This window comes from Pseudomonas sp. LAP_36, from assembly GCF_019456785.1.
Classification (GTDB): domain Bacteria; phylum Pseudomonadota; class Gammaproteobacteria; order Pseudomonadales; family Pseudomonadaceae; genus Aquipseudomonas; species Aquipseudomonas tritici.
The window spans coordinates 160505-176911 of sequence record NZ_JAHZMS010000003.1 but is presented as its reverse complement, the minus strand read 5'-3'; the positions used below and the strand labels follow the sequence as shown (position 1 = coordinate 176911).

Genomic DNA, 16407 nt, shown 5'->3' with positions numbered 1-16407 from the left:
CTGCGACCCATGACCGTGTTGAAGATGACCGACCTCGATCTGCAAGGTAAGCGCGTACTGATCCGCGAAGACCTCAACGTCCCAGTCAAGGACGGTGTTGTCACCAGCGATGCGCGAATCCTGGCCTCGCTGCCGACCATCAAGCTGGCCCTGGAAAAAGGCGCGGCCGTGATGGTTTGCTCCCACCTGGGTCGCCCGACCGAAGGTGAGTTCAGCGCGGAAAACAGCCTCAAGCCTGTCGCCGATTACCTGAGCAAAGCCCTGGGCCGCGACGTACCGCTGGTGGCTGACTACTTGGGTGGCGTCGACGTTAAAGCCGGCGACATCGTGCTGTTCGAAAACGTGCGCTTCAACAAAGGCGAGAAAAAGAACAGCGACGAACTGGCCCAGCAATACGCTGCGCTGTGCGACGTGTTCGTGATGGACGCGTTCGGCACTGCCCACCGCGCCGAAGGCTCGACCCACGGCGTGGCCAAGTTCGCCAAGGTCGCCGCTGCTGGCCCGTTGCTGGCCGCTGAACTGGATGCACTGGGCAAGGCGCTGGGGGCTCCGGCGCAACCGATGGCTGCCATCGTTGCCGGCTCCAAGGTGTCCACCAAACTGGACGTGCTCAACAGCCTGAGCCAGATCTGCAACCAACTGATCGTCGGCGGCGGCATTGCCAACACCTTCCTGGCTGCCGCCGGTCATCCGGTGGGCAAGTCCCTGTACGAACCGGACCTGCTCGACACCGCCCGCGCCATTGCCGCCAAAGTCAGCGTGCCATTGCCGGTCGACGTGGTGGTTGCCAAGGAGTTTGCTGAAAGCGCCGAAGCCACCGTCAAGCTCATCGCCGACGTGGCTGACGACGATATGATCCTGGATATCGGCCCGCAAACCGCCGCCAACTTCGCCGAATTGCTGAAAGCCTCCCAAACCATCCTGTGGAACGGGCCGGTTGGCGTGTTCGAATTCGACCAGTTCGGCAACGGCACCAAAGTGCTGGCCAAGGCGATTGCCGAAAGCTCGGCATTTTCCATCGCCGGCGGCGGCGACACCCTGGCCGCCATCGATAAATATGGCGTTGCTGACCAGATCTCCTACATTTCTACCGGTGGCGGCGCATTCCTTGAATTCGTCGAAGGCAAAGTGCTGCCTGCCGTTGAAGTGCTGGAAACCCGAGCCAAAGGTTAAGGCGCGTGATCCGGAAAAGGAGTATTCCCATGATCAAGTCGTTGGCATTGGTGATCGCAGCGGGCCTGCTGGCCGGCTGCGGTAGCACGCCAAGCGCTGCGCCTGAGCCTGGAAAGCCGGGAGCGCAGCCGAAAAAAAGCTGCTACCAGGCTGACTGGCAAGCCGAGACCATGCCGGTGATTAACAAGCGCCTTGGCAACGAGCGGCTGGAGCAATACGACTCCGCGCCCAACGGTCAGGAACAGGGTTGCCCTTGACGGGTCTGATCAACTAACCGACTGCATCGGTGGCCCAAGGCCCCCGTGTGAGGATTGGCAATGAAAGGTGTTTTCGCCCTGGCAGCCCTGGCCCTGTTGGCCGGCTGCAGCAGCATGAATATGTTCAACAAGGCAGAAACGGCCGATAAGTGGACCACCTGGACCTGCGACAGCAAGGCCGAGGTCAACTGGCGCTTTGCCAACCAGGCCCGCAGTGAGGTGGATGTACGCCTCGGCGGTTCTGATCAGGTCTACCGCCTCAAACAGGACGTTGCCGCCTCGGGCGTGTTGTATGCCAACGACCAATTGGCGTTTCACACAAAGGGTGAGGAAGGCCTGGTTTACTGGGTCGCGACTGATGATTTGATCGGGCGCGGTTGCAAAGCCCAATAAGGTCTCAAATTTGATGAGATCCAACTGTGGGAGCGGGCTTGCCCGCGATGGCGGAGGGTCAGCAAAAAAAATATTGACTGATACACCGCTATCGCAGGCAAGCCAGCTCGCACATTAATCCGGTTCCACAGTGACATAAGTTGCGAACCGGACACTGCAATAACGATTCAGCAGGCCAGGCATGCAAACCCTGACCCGCAATAACTTGAATAGCAGCCGCCGCTACGGCAGGCTTGCACGATTAACGACCCTCGACCGGGAGAGACAACACAATGGCACTTATCAGCATGCGTCAAATGCTGGACCACGCAGCCGAGTTCGGCTACGGCGTCCCAGCCTTTAACGTCAACAACCTTGAGCAGATGCGCGCCATCATGGAAGCCGCTGACAAGACCGACTCCCCCGTGATCGTCCAGGCTTCGGCCGGTGCGCGCAAATACGCCGGTGCACCGTTCCTGCGTCACCTGATCCTCGCCGCGATCGAAGAATTCCCGCACATCCCGGTGTGCATGCACCAGGACCACGGCACCAGCCCTGACGTGTGCCAGCGCTCCATCCAACTGGGCTTCAGCTCGGTGATGATGGACGGCTCCCTCGGCGAAGACGGCAAGACCCCAACCGACTACGAGTACAACGTACGCGTTACCCAACAAACCGTCGCCATGGCTCACGCCTGCGGCGTGTCGGTTGAAGGCGAGTTGGGCTGCCTGGGTTCGCTTGAAACCGGCATGGCCGGCGAAGAAGACGGCATCGGCGCCGAAGGCGTGCTGGATCACAGCCAAATGCTGACCGACCCGGAAGAAGCCGCCGACTTCGTCAAGAAGACCCAAGTTGATGCCCTGGCCATCGCCATCGGCACCAGCCACGGCGCCTACAAGTTCACCAAGCCGCCCACTGGCGACGTGCTGGCCATCGACCGCATCAAGGAAATCCACAAACGCATCCCCAACACCCACCTGGTGATGCACGGTTCTTCTTCGGTGCCGCAAGAGTGGCTGGCGATCATCAACCAGTACGGCGGCGACATCAAAGAAACCTACGGCGTACCGGTTGAAGAGATCGTCGAAGGCATCAAGTACGGCGTGCGCAAGGTCAACATCGACACCGACCTGCGCCTGGCGTCCACCGGTGCGATGCGTCGCCTGATGGCCACCAACCCAAGCGAGTTCGACCCGCGTAAGTTCTTCGGTGCCACCGTGACCGCTATGCGTGATGTGTGTATCGCGCGTTATGAAGCGTTTGGCACGGCGGGGAATGCTTCGAAGATTAAGCCGGTTTCGTTGGAAGCGATGTATCAGCGTTACCTGAAAGGTGAGTTGAACGCTAAGGTGAATTGAGCCTAGGCGTTTAAAAGGAAGCCCGCAGTGATGCGGGCTTCTTTTTGCCTGGAATTTGATCAGGCTGCGGTGGGCTTATCAAAACCACGGTATTCGATTACGCGAAACGCATCACTCACGTCCTGCACCAGAATCCGCGCCGTATTGGCTACGTTGTTCAGGTCGCGCTCGCCAAAGTCCGCCTCCCACACGGATCATTGGCGTATTCAAGCGTGCGAATGATCTGTGGGCTCGTTAGGACTAGGCCTGCAAGACAGGAGTCGATGCTTACTCGTGATCAATATCCAATTTAGCAAACGTCACCCGCGCGCCTTCCTTGGTATTCCCACTGTTGTCCTGTACGTACGCCCCGGCCTTGAAGTACAACGGCTTTGACCCCCACGCAGCACCAATGCGTTCATTCCACTCTCCATCCGCCGCATACACACTGAGCAGCCCGGCTTTGTTGAGATTGATCACATAGGTAAAGCTCTTCTCCAGCGGCACATTCGACGCGACGGTAATCACCCGACCTTCACCGTCATCCGGGCGCATGCGCACCTTGGCGACGATGTTGCCGGCCTGGGTCTTCTCCTTGAATTGGTACTCCAGCTTGATCAACGGTTTCTGGCTGTCATAGGCGTGGATCTGCCCAATCACGACCTTGCCGGTGGAGGGCACTTGGTTGACCGTCAGGGTGGCACGCAAAAAGTTGTCGGCATCCGGGTAGGTCCAGTTGCGCAGACGCCCGTCGGCGTAGGTTTCGCGCAGTTCGCTGCGTGGGTACACGGCGTTTTCCGTGCGGGTGCCGGTGACGGGGGTCCAGAATTGCACGTTGCTGCCTTCGGCCTGGAAGTATTGGTCTTTGAAGCCGCTCATCAGCTTGGGGGTGTCGATGGTCGCGGGCGGGGAGCCGACGGGGATGCTCAGGTTCCAGGTGGAAAGGTCAATCATGGGCGTAGGCCTTTTTACAGAGGGGTGTAGGCTATGGCCCTTGGGCCAGACAGGTTCTTTATAGGCGGTCGCCACCCGCTTGTTAATTAAACGCTGGCAAATTATTGGCGCCAGGGGAATGCCAAAAAGCCATGTTTCCCATGGGCCGTGGCCTCCAGGCACTGACCGTTAGTCGGCTTCCTGAACTTTGACGCAATGATGGCACTGCGGTTACTTCTGATTTTTCGGAACCGGGGATAGAGTGAGGCCTCATTGTATGTCCGGGTTTTTTCCCAGAAGTGACCGGAGCAGCTCCTAAGGAAGATTCGTAGCATGGAATGCGCTCCACACCACGGCGATGGCAGTTCGGTTCTCTTGGTGGTCGATGACTATCCGGAAAACCTGATCAGCATGCGTGCACTTTTACAGCGTGACGATTGGAAGGTCGTCACTGCGAGCTCCGGCGTAGAGGCCTTGGAGTTGTTGCTGGCGCACGAAGTCGACCTGGTGTTGCTGGATGTGATGATGCCCGGCATGGATGGCTTTGAAGTGGCCCGCCTGATGCGCGGCAGCCAACGTACGCGGATGACGCCGATCATCTTCCTCAGCGCCAACGTCCAGTCGCCTGCCGCCGTGCAGGAAGGCTACGCCATCGGCGCCATCGATTACCTGTTCAAACCCTTTGACCCGCACATCCTCAAGCCCAAGGTCCAGGCGTTACTGGAGCATCAGCGCAATCGCCGGGCCTTGCAGCGCCTGAGTCATGATTTGGAGTCCGCTCGCGCCTTTAATGCCTCGGTGTTGGACAACGCCGCCGAAGGCATCCTAGTGGTGAGTGAGGAGGGCGTGATCGAGTACGCCAACCCGGCGATATCACGTTTGCTCAATGCCACGATGGACGAACTGCAGGGCCAGGAATTCCTGGGGTTCCTGCAAAAGCCTCATGTTCAGACCTGGCCGGACTCGCTGATGTATGCCGCTTACTGCCAGAGTGACACCTGGCGCCTGCACGATGCGCTCCTGCGTACCAATCGTGGCCAGCAGGTGCCGGTGGCGTTGTCTTGCGCGCCGTTGCCCGCCGAGCAGAAGGCGATGGTAGTGACGGTGCTGGACATGTCCGAGGTGCGCCACCTGCATCAGCAACTGGAGTTCCAGGCAGTTACGGATCCGTTGACCGGGCTGCTGAACCGGCGCGGTTTCCACCAGGCAGTGGAGAACACCCTGCTGCGCAGCGAGCGAACTGACCAGGCCCTGGTGTTGCTGTACCTGGACCTGGATGGCTTCAAACGCGTCAACGACTCCCTTGGGCATGACGCAGGCGACCGGGTACTGCGTTGGGTGTCGGAGCAATTGCAAGGTTGCCTGCGCTCCTACGACATTCTCGGGCGCATGGGCGGCGATGAATTTACCGCGCTGCTGGAGCTGGAATTCCCAGAACAGGCGGCGAAGATTGCGGAAAAACTGATCGAGCGTGTGTCGATCTGCCATCAGGTGGACGGCCTGGAAGTGATGCTCGGCGTCAGTATTGGTATCGCCACTTTTCCGGATTGCGGCTCGGACTTGAATGGCCTGCTGCGCGCCGCCGACATCGCCATGTACGAGGCCAAGCGTGCGGGCCGTCAGCAATATCGCTATTACGACCAGGAAATGAATGGCCGCGCCCGTTCGCGCCTGATGCTGGAAGACAGCGTGCGCACGGCGATACACAACAAGGATTTCATCTTGGTGTATCAGCCTCAGGTGTCCCTGGATGACGGGCGTTTGCGCGGTGTCGAAGCACTGTTGCGCTGGCAGCATCCGAGTGTTGGCGATGTGCCGCCTGGGTTGTTCTTGCCATTGCTGGAAGAAGCGCGGTTGATCAGCCAACTGAGCGCCTGGATTTACCAGCAGGTCGCCGCCCAGCTTCAGGCATGGCAGGCCAGCTTTGATAATGAGCTGGTGCTGAGCGTGAGCCTGAGCAGTAACCAGTTCAATATGCCCAACCTGGCGACCCAACTGCAGCAGGTACTCGAACGACATGGGTTGCAGGGGCGCCAGCTGGAGGTGGAAATCAGTGAAGACAGCCTGATGAGTAACCTGGAAGAGTCGACCAAGCAACTGAAGTTGCTGCGCCAGCTCGGTGTGCGCACTGCGCTGGACGATTTTGGTTTAGGCAACTGTTCCCTGGCGCATCTTCGCGATTTAGCGTTCGACACCCTCAAGCTCGACCCGCAATTGGTCGCGCGCCTGCCGGGCTCCGCACGGGACGCGGTGATGGCCCGTAGCATTATCGAGCTATGCGGGCATTTCGATGTACTGGTGATCGCCGAAGGCGTAGAAACCCAAGAACAAGCTCAATGGCTCAAGGCCAATGGGTGCACGTTTATCCAGGGCCCATTGGCGGCGCAGCCATTGATGGCCGAGGAAGTCGCCAACTGGTCGCGCGCTCGCGTGCGCTGAATTCGCTACACTGGCGCCCATCCGAACCCTGTTGCAGACCCCATGACCGCGCTGAAGTACCTCCAGGCTTATCCCACAGCTCTCCAAGAGCAAGTGCGCCAGCTGATCGCCAAGGACCAGTTGGGTGCTTACTTGGAGCAACGTTACCCTGAACGCCACGCCGTGCAGAGCGACAAGGCCCTGTACGCGTACGCGTTGGCCTTGAAGCAGGAACACCTGCGTAATGCGCCGGCCATCGACAAAGTGTTGTTCGATAACCGCCTGGACCTGACCCACCGCGCCCTCGGCCTGCACACCACGATCTCGCGGGTACAGGGCGGCAATCTGAAATCCAAGAAAGAGATCCGCATTGCCGCGCTGTTCAAGGAGGCCGCGCCAGAGTTCCTGCGCATGATCGTGGTGCACGAACTGGCCCACTTCAAGGAATCGGACCACAACAAGGCGTTCTACAAACTCTGTGAGTACATGATGCCGGGCTACCATCAGGTGGAATTCGACCTGCGGGTCTACCTCACGTACCGCGACCTGCAGGGCAAACCCTGACCGCACAAGGTGACCGACCATGGATGTGAGCAAGACCAAGAGCAGCTTTTACCGCCGCCTGTATGTGGCCTACTTGATCGACAGTGGGCAGGCGAGCAACGTCCCGGCGCTGACCGACGCCACCGGCATGCCCCGGCGCACGGCGCAGGATACGATTGCGGCGTTGGCCGATCTGGATATCGTGTGTGAGTTCGAGCAGGAAGACGGTGCGCGCAATCATGCGGGGCACTATCGGATTCGCAACTGGGGGGCGATTGATCGGGTTTGGATCGAGAAGAATCTGGCGGTGATCAAGCAGGTGTTGGGTTATCCCTGAAGGTCGGCGGCGACTGGGCTGACGCTATCGCGGGCAAGCCCGCTCCCACATTTTTGACGTGTGAGTACAGTCAAGTGTGGGAGCTGGCTTGCCTGCGATGAGGCCCTCAAGCGCGCCGCATACCAATGTGTGGAATATCATCCTCAAGGTATTCGTCACCCGCCACCACGAACCCATACCGCCCGTAGTACCCCTGCAAATGCGCCTGGGCTGACAGAAATATCGGCGTCTGCGGCCATATATCGGCAATCCGCTCCAGCGTCTCTTCCATCATCCGATGCCCCAGCCCGGTGCCGCGCGCCACGGGCGCCACAATCACTCGGCCGATCACCACATCGCCGCCCTGGGACTCCGGGTCCAGCAGGCGCAGGTACGCCACGAGTTGATCATCCTGCCAGGCCATCAGGTGGTGGGTGTCGCCCGACAAGTCCTGCCCGTCAAGATCCTGGTAAAGGCATTTTTGCTCCACGACAAAGACCTCGTTGCGCAAGCGCAAGATGGCGTAAAGCTGCTCCTTGCCCAAGTCGTCGTGATGTTTGCAGACCCATTCAACTGTCATGACGTGTTCTCTTATAAATGTCTGTTCCGGATAGTAAGCGCGACCGCCGTGTGTGTCTAAATCCGTTATTTTTGTGAGTGAAATCAAATTGCCATCATTGAGTGCGCTCGGCACCGGTTTCTTTGTGTAATCTGAGCTACTGTTAGAACCTCAGGCGCTGCCTGAGCTAAGGCCACCGCCTGCCTGCCTAGGACTTGAGCATGCCGCGATTCTCTCGTGCCGTTGCTTTGATTGGAGTGTTGTTGCTGGCCCAGCCTGCATTTGCACAGCGTTTGCGCCTGGTAGCGGATGCATGGCCACCTTTTACTGACGCCACATTGATCAACGGCGGGCTTGCCACCGATATCGTCAGCACCGCGTTGGCCCGTGCGGGTTATGCCAGTGATTTTGAACAGGTGCCCTGGGCCCGTGCGTTGATGGGCGTGGGCGATGGGCGCTACGACGTGCTGGTCAACGCCTGGTACGACGATGCTCGCACTCAACTGGGGCAGTTCTCCGGCGAGTACCTGCTCAACCGCGTGCGTTTCATCAAGCGCCGGGACGACCCCATCGATTTCCAGAACCTAGAGCAGCTGCACGACTATCCCATCGCTGTGGTGCGCGGGTATGCCTATTCGGCGGCGTTCGATGGGGATGCGCAGTTGCAGAAAGTCCCAGTGCATAACTTCGCCATGGCCGTGCGTATGCTCGCGGCGCAGCGGGTTCGGATGACGGTGGAGGATGAATATGTGGCGCGTTTTTTCCTTTCCCGGGAGTCGGCACGGGTGCGCGATGCGGTGGAGTTTTTACCCAAGCCGCTAAGTGAAAACAGCCTGCATATTCTGGTCAGCCTGAAAAACCCTGAGCATGCGCAGATTGTCGCCAGCTTTGATCGGGAAATTGCCAGGATGAAGGCGGATGGGAGTTATGCGCGGTTGATGAAGCAGCATGGGATGTAGGGCTCCCGCGGGCCTCTTCGCGAGCAAGCGGTTTAGACCGCGCTGGTATCTTTGATCAGATGCGCCGCCAACGTGCGCAGCGGCCCCAACTGCCGACAAATCAACGCCAACTGCGTCTGCACCAACCGCTGCCCTTCATCAATCTCATCCGGCATCTGCTCCAGATCGGCCGCCAACGCTTCCTCGGCATCGCTTTGAATCGCAATCGGCTGTTTGTTCGCCAGCCCTGTAGCGATTTCATCGATGCTCGCCGCCAAGGTATTGCCGGCGCCGTCGATCAGATGCTCGCGCACCTCGGCCGGCAACTGTGTTTCGCGATGCGCACCCAGCCCTGACAAGTAACTGAGCAAGGTGTGCGACAGCACCAGGAAGCGGAATCCTACGTCCGCCTCCTTCCGGAAGTGCCCAGGCTCCATCAGCATGTTCGCCAAGGTGGTGGACAGCGCCGCATCGGCGTTGTGCGCATTGCGACGGGCCAGGCGGTAGGCCAGGTCGTCGCTCTTGCCGGCGGCGTATTGCTGCATGATCTGACGCAGGTAGATGCTGTTGCAGGTCAGGGTGTTGGCCAGCACCTTGTTCAGGCGTCGGCCCTGCCAGTCCGGCAGGAACAGGAATACCGCCAGGCCCGCAATCAAGCTGCCGAGCAAGGTATCGAACAGGCGTGGCAGGAATAGCCCGTAACCATCACCCACCTGGTTGAAGCAGAACAGCACCATCAGGGTGATGGCGGCCGTGGCCAGCGTGTAGCGGGTCGTACGGTTGATAAAGAACACCAGGCCGGCGGCGATGGCGAACATCGACTGCACCAGGGGGCTCGGGAACAGGTCGAACAGTGCCCAGGCCACAGTGAGGCCGATGGCGGTGCCGATGATCCGTTGGCCGAGCTTGCGCCGTGTCGCGCCGTAGTTGGGCTGGCACACGAACAGCGTGGTGAGGATGATCCAGTAGCCCTGGGAAGCGTGGATGGCATGCAGGGTGCCGTAGCCAATGGTCAACGCCAGGGACAGGCGCAAGGCATGGCGGAACAGCAGTGATGTTGGCGTGAGTTGGGTGCGCAACCGCGTCCACATTTCCTTGAGGTTGCGCGGCGCACGGTCCAGCAGGTTGCTGTCGGTGGCATCAGCCAGCCTGTCGGGGTTACTGGCGTCGCCCAGCAGGCGGTCGAGTGTGGACAGGTTGGCCGCGAGGGCGCGCAACGACCGCAGCAGGCCGCGCCAGGCGGGGTTGCTCTGGATGCGCAGGTGTTCCAGGGACGCATTCAAGTCGCCCAGCGCTTCGGCGAAGCTGTCGTCATAGATGAACGGCTGGCGCAGTTGGATCGACTCGGCGAGGGCCTGGCAGGCCTTGCCCTGTTGACGCAGCAGGCGCTGGCAACGGAACAGCACGTCACTGTGGAAGAAGGCTTCGGCCAGCGCGTTGTAAGGGTAGTGGGATGAGCTGGCGCGTTCGTGGATGTCCTGGGCGAGGAAGTACAGCTTCAGGTAACGGCTGACTTTCGAGCCTGGGCGGCCATTGCCCACGCGGTGCAGGATGATTTCCTTCGCCGCATTGAGCGCCGCCACCACCCGGCCGTTTTGCTGGGCCAGTTCCAGGCGTCGCGCCTCTACATCCAACTGGCGAATCGGTTCAAACAGTGACGACTTGAGCTTGAGGTAACGCCCCAGTTCGCGAAACAACCGCGCCAGGCTCTGCTGCACCGGCTGGTTGGAAAACAGCGCCTGCCACAGGACTGACAGCACGCCGTACCAGGCGGCGCCGGCCACCAACAGCAGCGGCTCATGCCAAAAGTCCGAGACGGCGCCACCGCGCTGGTCCACACCGATCATGGTGTACACCGACAGAATCAATGTCGCCGAGGCAATCGCGCCATAACGTTCGCCCAAGGCGCCGAGCATGGTCAGGCAGAAGGTGGCCAGTGCCAGGGAGATCGCGAAGATCCAGGGATAAGGGAACAGCAGCTCCACCGACAGTGCGGCGATGCTGAAACACACCAGCGTGACTGCCAGGGCGTTGAGGCGGCCCTGCCAACTGTCATCGGTCTCGGCCAGTGCACTGGCGATAATCCCCAGGAACAGCGGGATCAGCAGCGTCATTTCATCTTGGTACCAGCACAACGCCATGCTGCCGGTGAGGGCGATGAACACCCGAATGCTGTAGCTGAATTTATCCAGCGCCCACAGGCGCCGCATGGACTGCTTGAACGAGGTCGATGACATGAAGTCTGGAGTCTTCCGGGACGATGCCGTTAAATTGAGCTATCAAGGACGCCACGGCAAGCGTAGCGATCACATCTAACAGCAAAATTTATTCCAGCCACACCCCATTTTGACCGAGTACATCCTTTCGTCAGGCGTACTGTGCGGCCGCGTAACCTGAGGCCCACGCCCATTGGAAGTTAAAGCCACCCAGGTGACCGGTTACATCCAACACTTCACCAATAAAGTACAAACCAGGGCTTTTCAGCGACTCCATGGTCTTGGAAGACACTTCCCGCGTATCCACCCCACCCAGCGTCACCTCGGCGGTGCGATAGCCCTCGGTGCCCGCCGGCACCAGTTGCCAACTGCCAAGCTTTTGCGCGATATCGGCAATCTCGGCATGGGTGTACTGCTTCATCGGCTTGGACACAAACCAGGTTTCCGCCAGCAGGTTGGCCATCTTCTTGGTGAAGATCTCACCCAGCAGGGTTTTCAGCTCGCTGTTAGGGCGCTCGGTCTGTTGCTGTTGCAGCCAGCTGTGGGCGTCGTGGTCGGGCAGCAGGTTGATCTCCACCGTGTCGCCGGACTCCCAGTACGAGGAAATTTGCAAAATCGCCGGCCCGCTCAGGCCGCGGTGGGTAAACAGGATGTTCTCGCGAAAGCTCTGGTCGTTGCAGCTGACCAGGCAATCCACCGAGGTGCCAGACAGCTCTGCACACAAGTCCTTGAGCTGGTCGGTGATGGTGAACGGCACCAGCCCGGCGCGGGTTGGTAGCAGCTCATGACCGAATTGTTTGGCGACTTGATAGCCGAAGCCGGTCGCGCCGAGGGTTGGAATCGACAAGCCGCCCGTGGCAATCACCAACGACTCGCAGCGCAGCTCACCCAGCGTGGTCTGCAACTGGTAACCACTGTCGACTTTGGCGATCTCCTGGATCGAGGTGTCCAGGTGCATCTCCACGCCCGTCTGGATGCACTCGTCGAGCAGCATGCCGAGGATGTCGCTGGATTTGTTATCGCAGAACAGCTGGCCGAGCTTTTTCTCGTGGTACGGCACGCCGTGCTTGGCCACCAGGCCGATAAAATCCCACTGGGTATAGCGCGCCAGGGCGGACTTGCAGAAGTGCGCGTTGTGCGAAAGGAAATTGGCCGGCTCGGTGTACATATTGGTGAAATTGCAGCGGCCACCGCCGGACATCAGGATCTTCTTGCCGGCCTTGTTTGCATGGTCGATCAGCATCACCTTGCGCCCACGCCCGGCGGCGGTCAGTGCGCACATCAAGCCTGCGGCGCCGGCGCCAATGATCACAACTTCGGTCGAGCGCACAGCAATGTCCTCACAAAATATCGATCTGAAATGCAATCAAATGTGGGAGCTGGCTTGCCTGAGATGAGGGCGGCCCATTCAACCTATTCAGTGAATGTGCCACCGCTATCGCAGGCAAGCCAGCTCCCACATTTTGATCTCTATATAGCTTGAGAGCTTTACAGGATCCGCACGCGCAACGAACGGCCTTTGATCTTGCCGTCATTCAAACGCTGCAATGCCTGCTTGGCGATCCCGCGCTCCACGGCCACGAATGCCTGGAAATCAAAGATCGCGATCTTGCCAACCTGGGCCCCCGGAATGCCAGCATCACCGGTCAGCGCGCCGAGGATGTCGCCTGGGCGAACCTTGTCTTTGCGCCCGGCAGCAATGCACAGGGTGCTCATCACCGGCAGCAACGGACCACCGCTTTGCGGCTTGAGGTTGTCCAGTTGGTCCCAGTTCAACGGCGACTTCTGCAACTGCTCGATCGCTTGGGCGCGGTGCGCTTCGGACGGTGCCACCAGGCTGATCGCGATGCCGGTCTCACCGGCGCGCCCGGTACGGCCGACGCGGTGGATGTGGATTTCCGAGTCGCGGGCCAGTTCGACGTTGATCACCATGTCCAGCGAGTCAATGTCCAGGCCACGGGCGGCCACGTCGGTGGCAACGAGCACCGAGGTACTGCGGTTGGCGAACATCGCCAGCACCTGGTCACGGTCGCGCTGTTCCAGGTCGCCATGCAGGCCAACGGCGGAAATGCCCTTGGACGTCAGGTGATCCACGGTTTCCTGCACTTGCTGCTTGGTAAAGCAGAACGCCACGCACGATGCCGGGCGGAAGTGCGCCAGTACCTTGGTCACGGCGTCCATGCGCTCTTCCGGCGAGATCTCGTAGAAACGCTGCTCGATCTGGTCGTCGGAGTGGAAGGCTTCGGCCTTCACTTGCTGCGGCGCGCGCATGAATTTCGAGGCCAACTGCTTGATGCTCACGGGATAGGTGGCCGAGAACAGCAGGGTCTGGCGGCGCGGCGGGGTCTTGCTGATGATGTCTTCGATGGCGTCGTAGAAGCCCATGTCGAGCATGCGGTCGGCTTCGTCGAGGATCAGCGTGTTCAGGCCGTCGAGTACCAGCGAACCCTTGCGCAGGTGCTGCTGGATACGGCCCGGGGTGCCGACGATGACGTGGGCGCCGTGTTCCAGGGAAGCGATCTGTGGGCCGAGGGACACGCCGCCGCACAGGGTCAGCACCTTGATGTTGTCTTCGGCACGGGCCAGGCGACGGATTTCCTTGGCGACCTGGTCGGCCAGCTCACGGGTCGGGCACATCACCAGCGCCTGGCAGCCGAAGTAGCGCGGGTTGATCGGGTTCAACAGGCCGATGCCGAACGCGGCGGTCTTGCCGCTGCCGGTCTTGGCCTGGGCAATCAGGTCCAGCCCTTTGAGGATCACCGGCAAGCTTTGCGCCTGGATCTGCGTCATCTCGACATAACCCAGCGAGTCGAGGTTAGCCAGCATGGCGGCGGACAGGGGCAAAGTATTAAAAGCGGTGGCGATGGTAGTCACGGGACTGGCTCTGCAAAACAAAATGTCGCGCAGTGTACCAGCCTCGTGGGAATTTCCCTGCAAGTTCTAGACGAGAAGCCTGTTAATGCTCGATGTGCTGCTCCGGGCTGGCCACACGTTTGCCGTCTTTTGGCGACAATTGCAGGAAGATCGCCGCCGCCAGCATCGCCATGATGCCCACGGTGAGGAAGGTCAGCTGGAAGGCGCCGAGTACGCTTTCCACACCATCGTTGCCGGTTTCGGCCGTAAACCCACCCAGCAATGCACCGGCGCACGCCACCCCGAGGCTGAGCGACAGTTGCGCCACCACCGACAGCAAACTGTTGCCGCTGCTGGCCTGGGCGTCATCAAGGTCGATCAACGTGACGGTGTTCATTGCGGTGAATTGCAGGGAGTTGATCGCCCCCAGTACCGCCAGCATCCCCAGCAGCAGCGGGTACGGCGTGTTTTCAGTGACCAGCCCCATGCTCGCCAGCATGATGCCTAGCGCCAGGGTGTTGCCGGTCAGCACGATGCGGTAGCCCAGGCGTTCGATCAGCGGCCTTGCGACGGACTTGGCAAACATCGCCGCCGCCGCCAGGGGCAGCATGCTCATCCCGGCTTCCGACGGTGAATAACCCAGCGCCACCTGCAACAACAGCGGCACCAGGAACGGCAGGGCGCCGCTGCCCAGGCGCGCAAACAGGTTACCGAGAATGCCCACGGCAAAGGTACGGGTCTTGAACAGCACCGGCGAAAACAACGGGTTATCGATATGCCCGGCGCGTAGCCAATACGCCGCGAGGCAGGCAAACCCGCCGAACAGCAGCAACATCACGCGCAGGTGCGGCAGGTGCAATTCGCCCAGGCCTTCCATGGCGATGGTGATCAGCACCATCGCGGCGCCAAACAACAGGAAGCCGATCCCATCGAATCGCGTGCGCTCACTGCCGCGCAGGTCGGGGATAAATTTCCACACGGCGTAGCAGCCGATCATGCCCACCGGCAAGTTGATCAAGAAGATCCAGTGCCAGGTCAGGTATTGCACCATCCAGCCGCCCATGGTCGGCCCGAGCAACGGGCCGAGCAGCCCGGGGATGGTAATGAAGCCCATAATACGTACCAGTTCGGAGCGGGGGTACGCGCGTAACACCACCAACCGTCCCACCGGCAGCATCAGCGCACCGCCCAACCCCTGGATCACCCGTGCGCCCACCAGCATGCTCAAGCTGCTGGACAAGGCGCACAGCAGCGAGCCAATGCTGAACAGCATGATTGCGCCGAAGAAGATTTTCTTGGTGCCGAAGCGGTCGGCGATCCAGCCCGAGGCCGGGATCAGCAAGGCGACGGTGAGCATGTAGGCGATCACCACCCCTTGCATGCGCAGCGGGTTTTCCGCGAGGTCCCGGGCCATGGCCGGCAGTGCGGTGTTCAGGATCGTCCCGTCCAGCGACTGCATGAAGAAGGCAATCGCTACTACCCACGGCAGCCAGCGGGCGGTCTTGGCATCAAGCGGAACGCGGTTGGGCATGGAAAACCTTTTGTTAGCAGGCTATGTGTTGGCGATTATGCGCCATCCGTCGCTCCTTTTCCCACCAGGAAATCCAGCAGTTCGCGGTGCACCGCCACGGCGGCTTCGCTGGACTCGAGGTCGAGCAAATGCCCAGTATGTTCGGCCACAGCAAAGCTGCTGCGCCCCACGTAGTGCTTGAATAGCTGCGCCTCGGCGGCGGGGGTGTATTCGTCCAGCGCGCCGTTGAGGAAGTGCACCGGTGTTTCAATCTGCTTGAGTGCCGGCAGGTAGTTGCCATCACCCAAAGCCAGTACCTGGTGGATATGAAAACGCGCCTGGCGATATTCGGTGGTCGCCATGCTCGACAGGTGCCGATGGTTGTTGCGCTTGAGCCGAGGTGACAGGTATTTGCCCACGGTTTCATTGAGCAAGTGGCCGACGGCAGACTTGTCGTCGGCCTCGATCAGTACGCGTACACGCTCCACATAGTCGAGCATGGCTTGGTTGAGGTTGGGCGCCAGGGCCATCACTACCGAGCTTTCGATGGAGGGTGGGTTGTGCGCCAGGGTCAGCAGCGTGGAGATACCGCCCCACGAGGCCGACACCAGATGGTTGACCTGGAAGCGCTCGACCAGGGCGCGCAGGATTTGCACCTCGTCGTCCTTGGTCACCAGGTCGAGGTCAGTGTTGTGCTCGCGTGAGTAGCCGGAGAATGGCAAGTCGAACAGCAACACATTGAAGTGTTCCGCCAGGCATTTGCTGGTGCGCGCAAATGAGCGCGTGGTGGACAGCGCACCGTTTACCATCAGTACGGTCTTCTTTTCCGAATCGTTTCCTAGCTGCTCAACATGAACGTTGTAGTGCTTGAACAGCTTTTCAATGACAAAACTTCCATGGTTCATGTCAACGCTCCAGCTTGCCGTTTACCAGGCAAGGTCATGCATCACGTGCGGGCACGTGGGGTGGTTGGCGGGATGCC

The 16407-nt window shown here is 60.1% G+C and carries 15 protein-coding genes and 1 pseudogene; 8 read left to right on the top strand and 8 right to left on the bottom strand.

What is annotated here, in order from left to right:
- Window positions 1–9: 9 nt before the first annotated feature.
- The 4 genes from JBO08_RS11855 (at window position 10) to fba (ending at window position 3160) form a co-directional block, all read left to right on the top strand.
- The gene (locus JBO08_RS11855; RefSeq protein ID WP_065871897.1) at window positions 10–1173 is read left to right on the top strand and encodes a phosphoglycerate kinase; all 1164 of its coding nucleotides are present in this window, start codon (window positions 10–12) and stop codon (window positions 1171–1173) included.
- Between the two features lie 29 nt (window positions 1174–1202).
- A complete protein-coding gene (locus JBO08_RS11850) occupies window positions 1203–1430 on the top strand; it encodes a hypothetical protein (protein ID WP_065871896.1) in 228 nt (75 codons plus the stop codon).
- 60 nt (window positions 1431–1490) lie between these two features.
- The gene (locus JBO08_RS11845) at window positions 1491–1823 is read left to right on the top strand and encodes an MliC family protein (protein WP_065871895.1); all 333 of its coding nucleotides are present in this window, start codon (window positions 1491–1493) and stop codon (window positions 1821–1823) included.
- Between the two features lie 272 nt (window positions 1824–2095).
- Window positions 2096–3160, top strand: a complete 1065-nt coding sequence (fba, locus tag JBO08_RS11840; protein WP_053128086.1) for a class II fructose-bisphosphate aldolase — start codon at window positions 2096–2098, stop codon at window positions 3158–3160.
- Between the two features lie 59 nt (window positions 3161–3219).
- Here fba and JBO08_RS11835 read toward each other — a convergent pair.
- Both JBO08_RS11835 and JBO08_RS11830 read right to left on the bottom strand, forming a co-directional pair.
- A pseudogene (locus JBO08_RS11835) lies at window positions 3220–3339 on the bottom strand (fructose-bisphosphate aldolase); the annotation flags it as partial.
- A gap of 88 nt (window positions 3340–3427) precedes the next feature.
- Window positions 3428–4093, bottom strand: coding sequence for a polysaccharide lyase family 7 protein (locus JBO08_RS11830; RefSeq protein WP_065871894.1), 666 nt, complete (start codon window positions 4091–4093; stop codon window positions 3428–3430).
- A gap of 312 nt (window positions 4094–4405) precedes the next feature.
- Between JBO08_RS11830 and JBO08_RS11825 the strand changes: the two genes are divergently transcribed.
- From JBO08_RS11825 to JBO08_RS11815, 3 genes are read left to right on the top strand one after another with little or no spacing between them, the layout of a single operon-like run.
- On the top strand, window positions 4406–6511 hold the full coding sequence (locus tag JBO08_RS11825) for a bifunctional diguanylate cyclase/phosphodiesterase (protein ID WP_065880168.1): 2106 nt from the start codon (window positions 4406–4408) through the stop codon (window positions 6509–6511).
- A gap of 42 nt (window positions 6512–6553) precedes the next feature.
- Window positions 6554–7054, top strand: a complete 501-nt coding sequence (locus tag JBO08_RS11820; protein ID WP_065871892.1) for a M48 family metallopeptidase — start codon at window positions 6554–6556, stop codon at window positions 7052–7054.
- Between the two features lie 19 nt (window positions 7055–7073).
- Window positions 7074–7370, top strand: coding sequence for a helix-turn-helix domain-containing protein (locus tag JBO08_RS11815; protein WP_065909968.1), 297 nt, complete (start codon window positions 7074–7076; stop codon window positions 7368–7370).
- Window positions 7371–7476: 106 nt separating this feature from the next.
- Here the strand turns inward: JBO08_RS11815 and JBO08_RS11810 are convergent, their stop codons facing one another.
- Window positions 7477–7929: a GNAT family N-acetyltransferase gene (locus JBO08_RS11810; RefSeq protein ID WP_065871890.1), complete on the bottom strand. Its 453-nt coding sequence runs from the start codon at window positions 7927–7929 to the stop codon at window positions 7477–7479.
- A gap of 200 nt (window positions 7930–8129) precedes the next feature.
- Here JBO08_RS11810 and JBO08_RS11805 point away from each other — a divergent pair, with 200 nt between their 5' ends.
- Complete coding sequence (locus JBO08_RS11805) at window positions 8130–8867, top strand: ABC transporter substrate-binding protein (RefSeq protein ID WP_065871889.1); 738 nt, start codon at window positions 8130–8132, stop codon at window positions 8865–8867.
- A gap of 32 nt (window positions 8868–8899) precedes the next feature.
- Here the strand turns inward: JBO08_RS11805 and yccS are convergent, their stop codons facing one another.
- From yccS to JBO08_RS11780, 5 genes are all read right to left on the bottom strand, one after another.
- Window positions 8900–11083 (bottom strand): YccS family putative transporter, encoded by a 2184-nt coding sequence (gene yccS, locus JBO08_RS11800; RefSeq protein WP_065871888.1) that lies wholly within the window; start codon window positions 11081–11083, stop codon window positions 8900–8902.
- A gap of 130 nt (window positions 11084–11213) precedes the next feature.
- The gene (locus tag JBO08_RS11795) at window positions 11214–12392 is read right to left on the bottom strand and encodes an NAD(P)/FAD-dependent oxidoreductase (RefSeq protein WP_065871887.1); all 1179 of its coding nucleotides are present in this window, start codon (window positions 12390–12392) and stop codon (window positions 11214–11216) included.
- A gap of 158 nt (window positions 12393–12550) precedes the next feature.
- Window positions 12551–13888, bottom strand: coding sequence for an ATP-dependent RNA helicase DbpA (gene dbpA / locus JBO08_RS11790; protein WP_231982804.1), 1338 nt, complete (start codon window positions 13886–13888; stop codon window positions 12551–12553).
- Window positions 13889–14018: 130 nt separating this feature from the next.
- Window positions 14019–15446, bottom strand: a complete 1428-nt coding sequence (mdtD, locus tag JBO08_RS11785; protein WP_065871886.1) for a multidrug transporter subunit MdtD — start codon at window positions 15444–15446, stop codon at window positions 14019–14021.
- 35 nt (window positions 15447–15481) lie between these two features.
- Window positions 15482–16330 carry an alpha/beta fold hydrolase gene (locus JBO08_RS11780; protein ID WP_065871885.1) on the bottom strand — a complete coding sequence of 283 codons (849 nt, stop codon included), beginning with the start codon at window positions 16328–16330 and terminating at the stop codon, window positions 15482–15484.
- Between the last annotated feature and the right edge of the window lie 77 nt (window positions 16331–16407).

Bases quoted from the DNA above. Each gene is read 5' to 3' on its own strand.
- JBO08_RS11855 (WP_065871897.1), top strand. From the start codon at position 10: ATGACCGTGTTGAAGATGACCGACCTCGATCTGCAAGGTAAGCGCGTA.
- JBO08_RS11850 (WP_065871896.1), top strand. From the start codon at position 1,203: ATGATCAAGTCGTTGGCATTGGTGATCGCAGCGGGCCTGCTGGCCGGC.
- JBO08_RS11845 (WP_065871895.1), top strand. From the start codon at position 1,491: ATGAAAGGTGTTTTCGCCCTGGCAGCCCTGGCCCTGTTGGCCGGCTGC.
- fba (WP_053128086.1), top strand. From the start codon at position 2,096: ATGGCACTTATCAGCATGCGTCAAATGCTGGACCACGCAGCCGAGTTC.
- JBO08_RS11830 (WP_065871894.1), bottom strand. From the start codon at position 4,093: ATGATTGACCTTTCCACCTGGAACCTGAGCATCCCCGTCGGCTCCCCG.
- JBO08_RS11825 (WP_065880168.1), top strand. From the start codon at position 4,406: ATGGAATGCGCTCCACACCACGGCGATGGCAGTTCGGTTCTCTTGGTG.
- JBO08_RS11820 (WP_065871892.1), top strand. From the start codon at position 6,554: ATGACCGCGCTGAAGTACCTCCAGGCTTATCCCACAGCTCTCCAAGAG.
- JBO08_RS11815 (WP_065909968.1), top strand. From the start codon at position 7,074: ATGGATGTGAGCAAGACCAAGAGCAGCTTTTACCGCCGCCTGTATGTG.
- JBO08_RS11810 (WP_065871890.1), bottom strand. From the start codon at position 7,929: ATGACAGTTGAATGGGTCTGCAAACATCACGACGACTTGGGCAAGGAG.
- JBO08_RS11805 (WP_065871889.1), top strand. From the start codon at position 8,130: ATGCCGCGATTCTCTCGTGCCGTTGCTTTGATTGGAGTGTTGTTGCTG.
- yccS (WP_065871888.1), bottom strand. From the start codon at position 11,083: ATGTCATCGACCTCGTTCAAGCAGTCCATGCGGCGCCTGTGGGCGCTG.
- dbpA (WP_231982804.1), bottom strand. From the start codon at position 13,888: ATGCTGGCTAACCTCGACTCGCTGGGTTATGTCGAGATGACGCAGATC.
- mdtD (WP_065871886.1), bottom strand. From the start codon at position 15,446: ATGCCCAACCGCGTTCCGCTTGATGCCAAGACCGCCCGCTGGCTGCCG.
- JBO08_RS11780 (WP_065871885.1), bottom strand. From the start codon at position 16,330: ATGAACCATGGAAGTTTTGTCATTGAAAAGCTGTTCAAGCACTACAAC.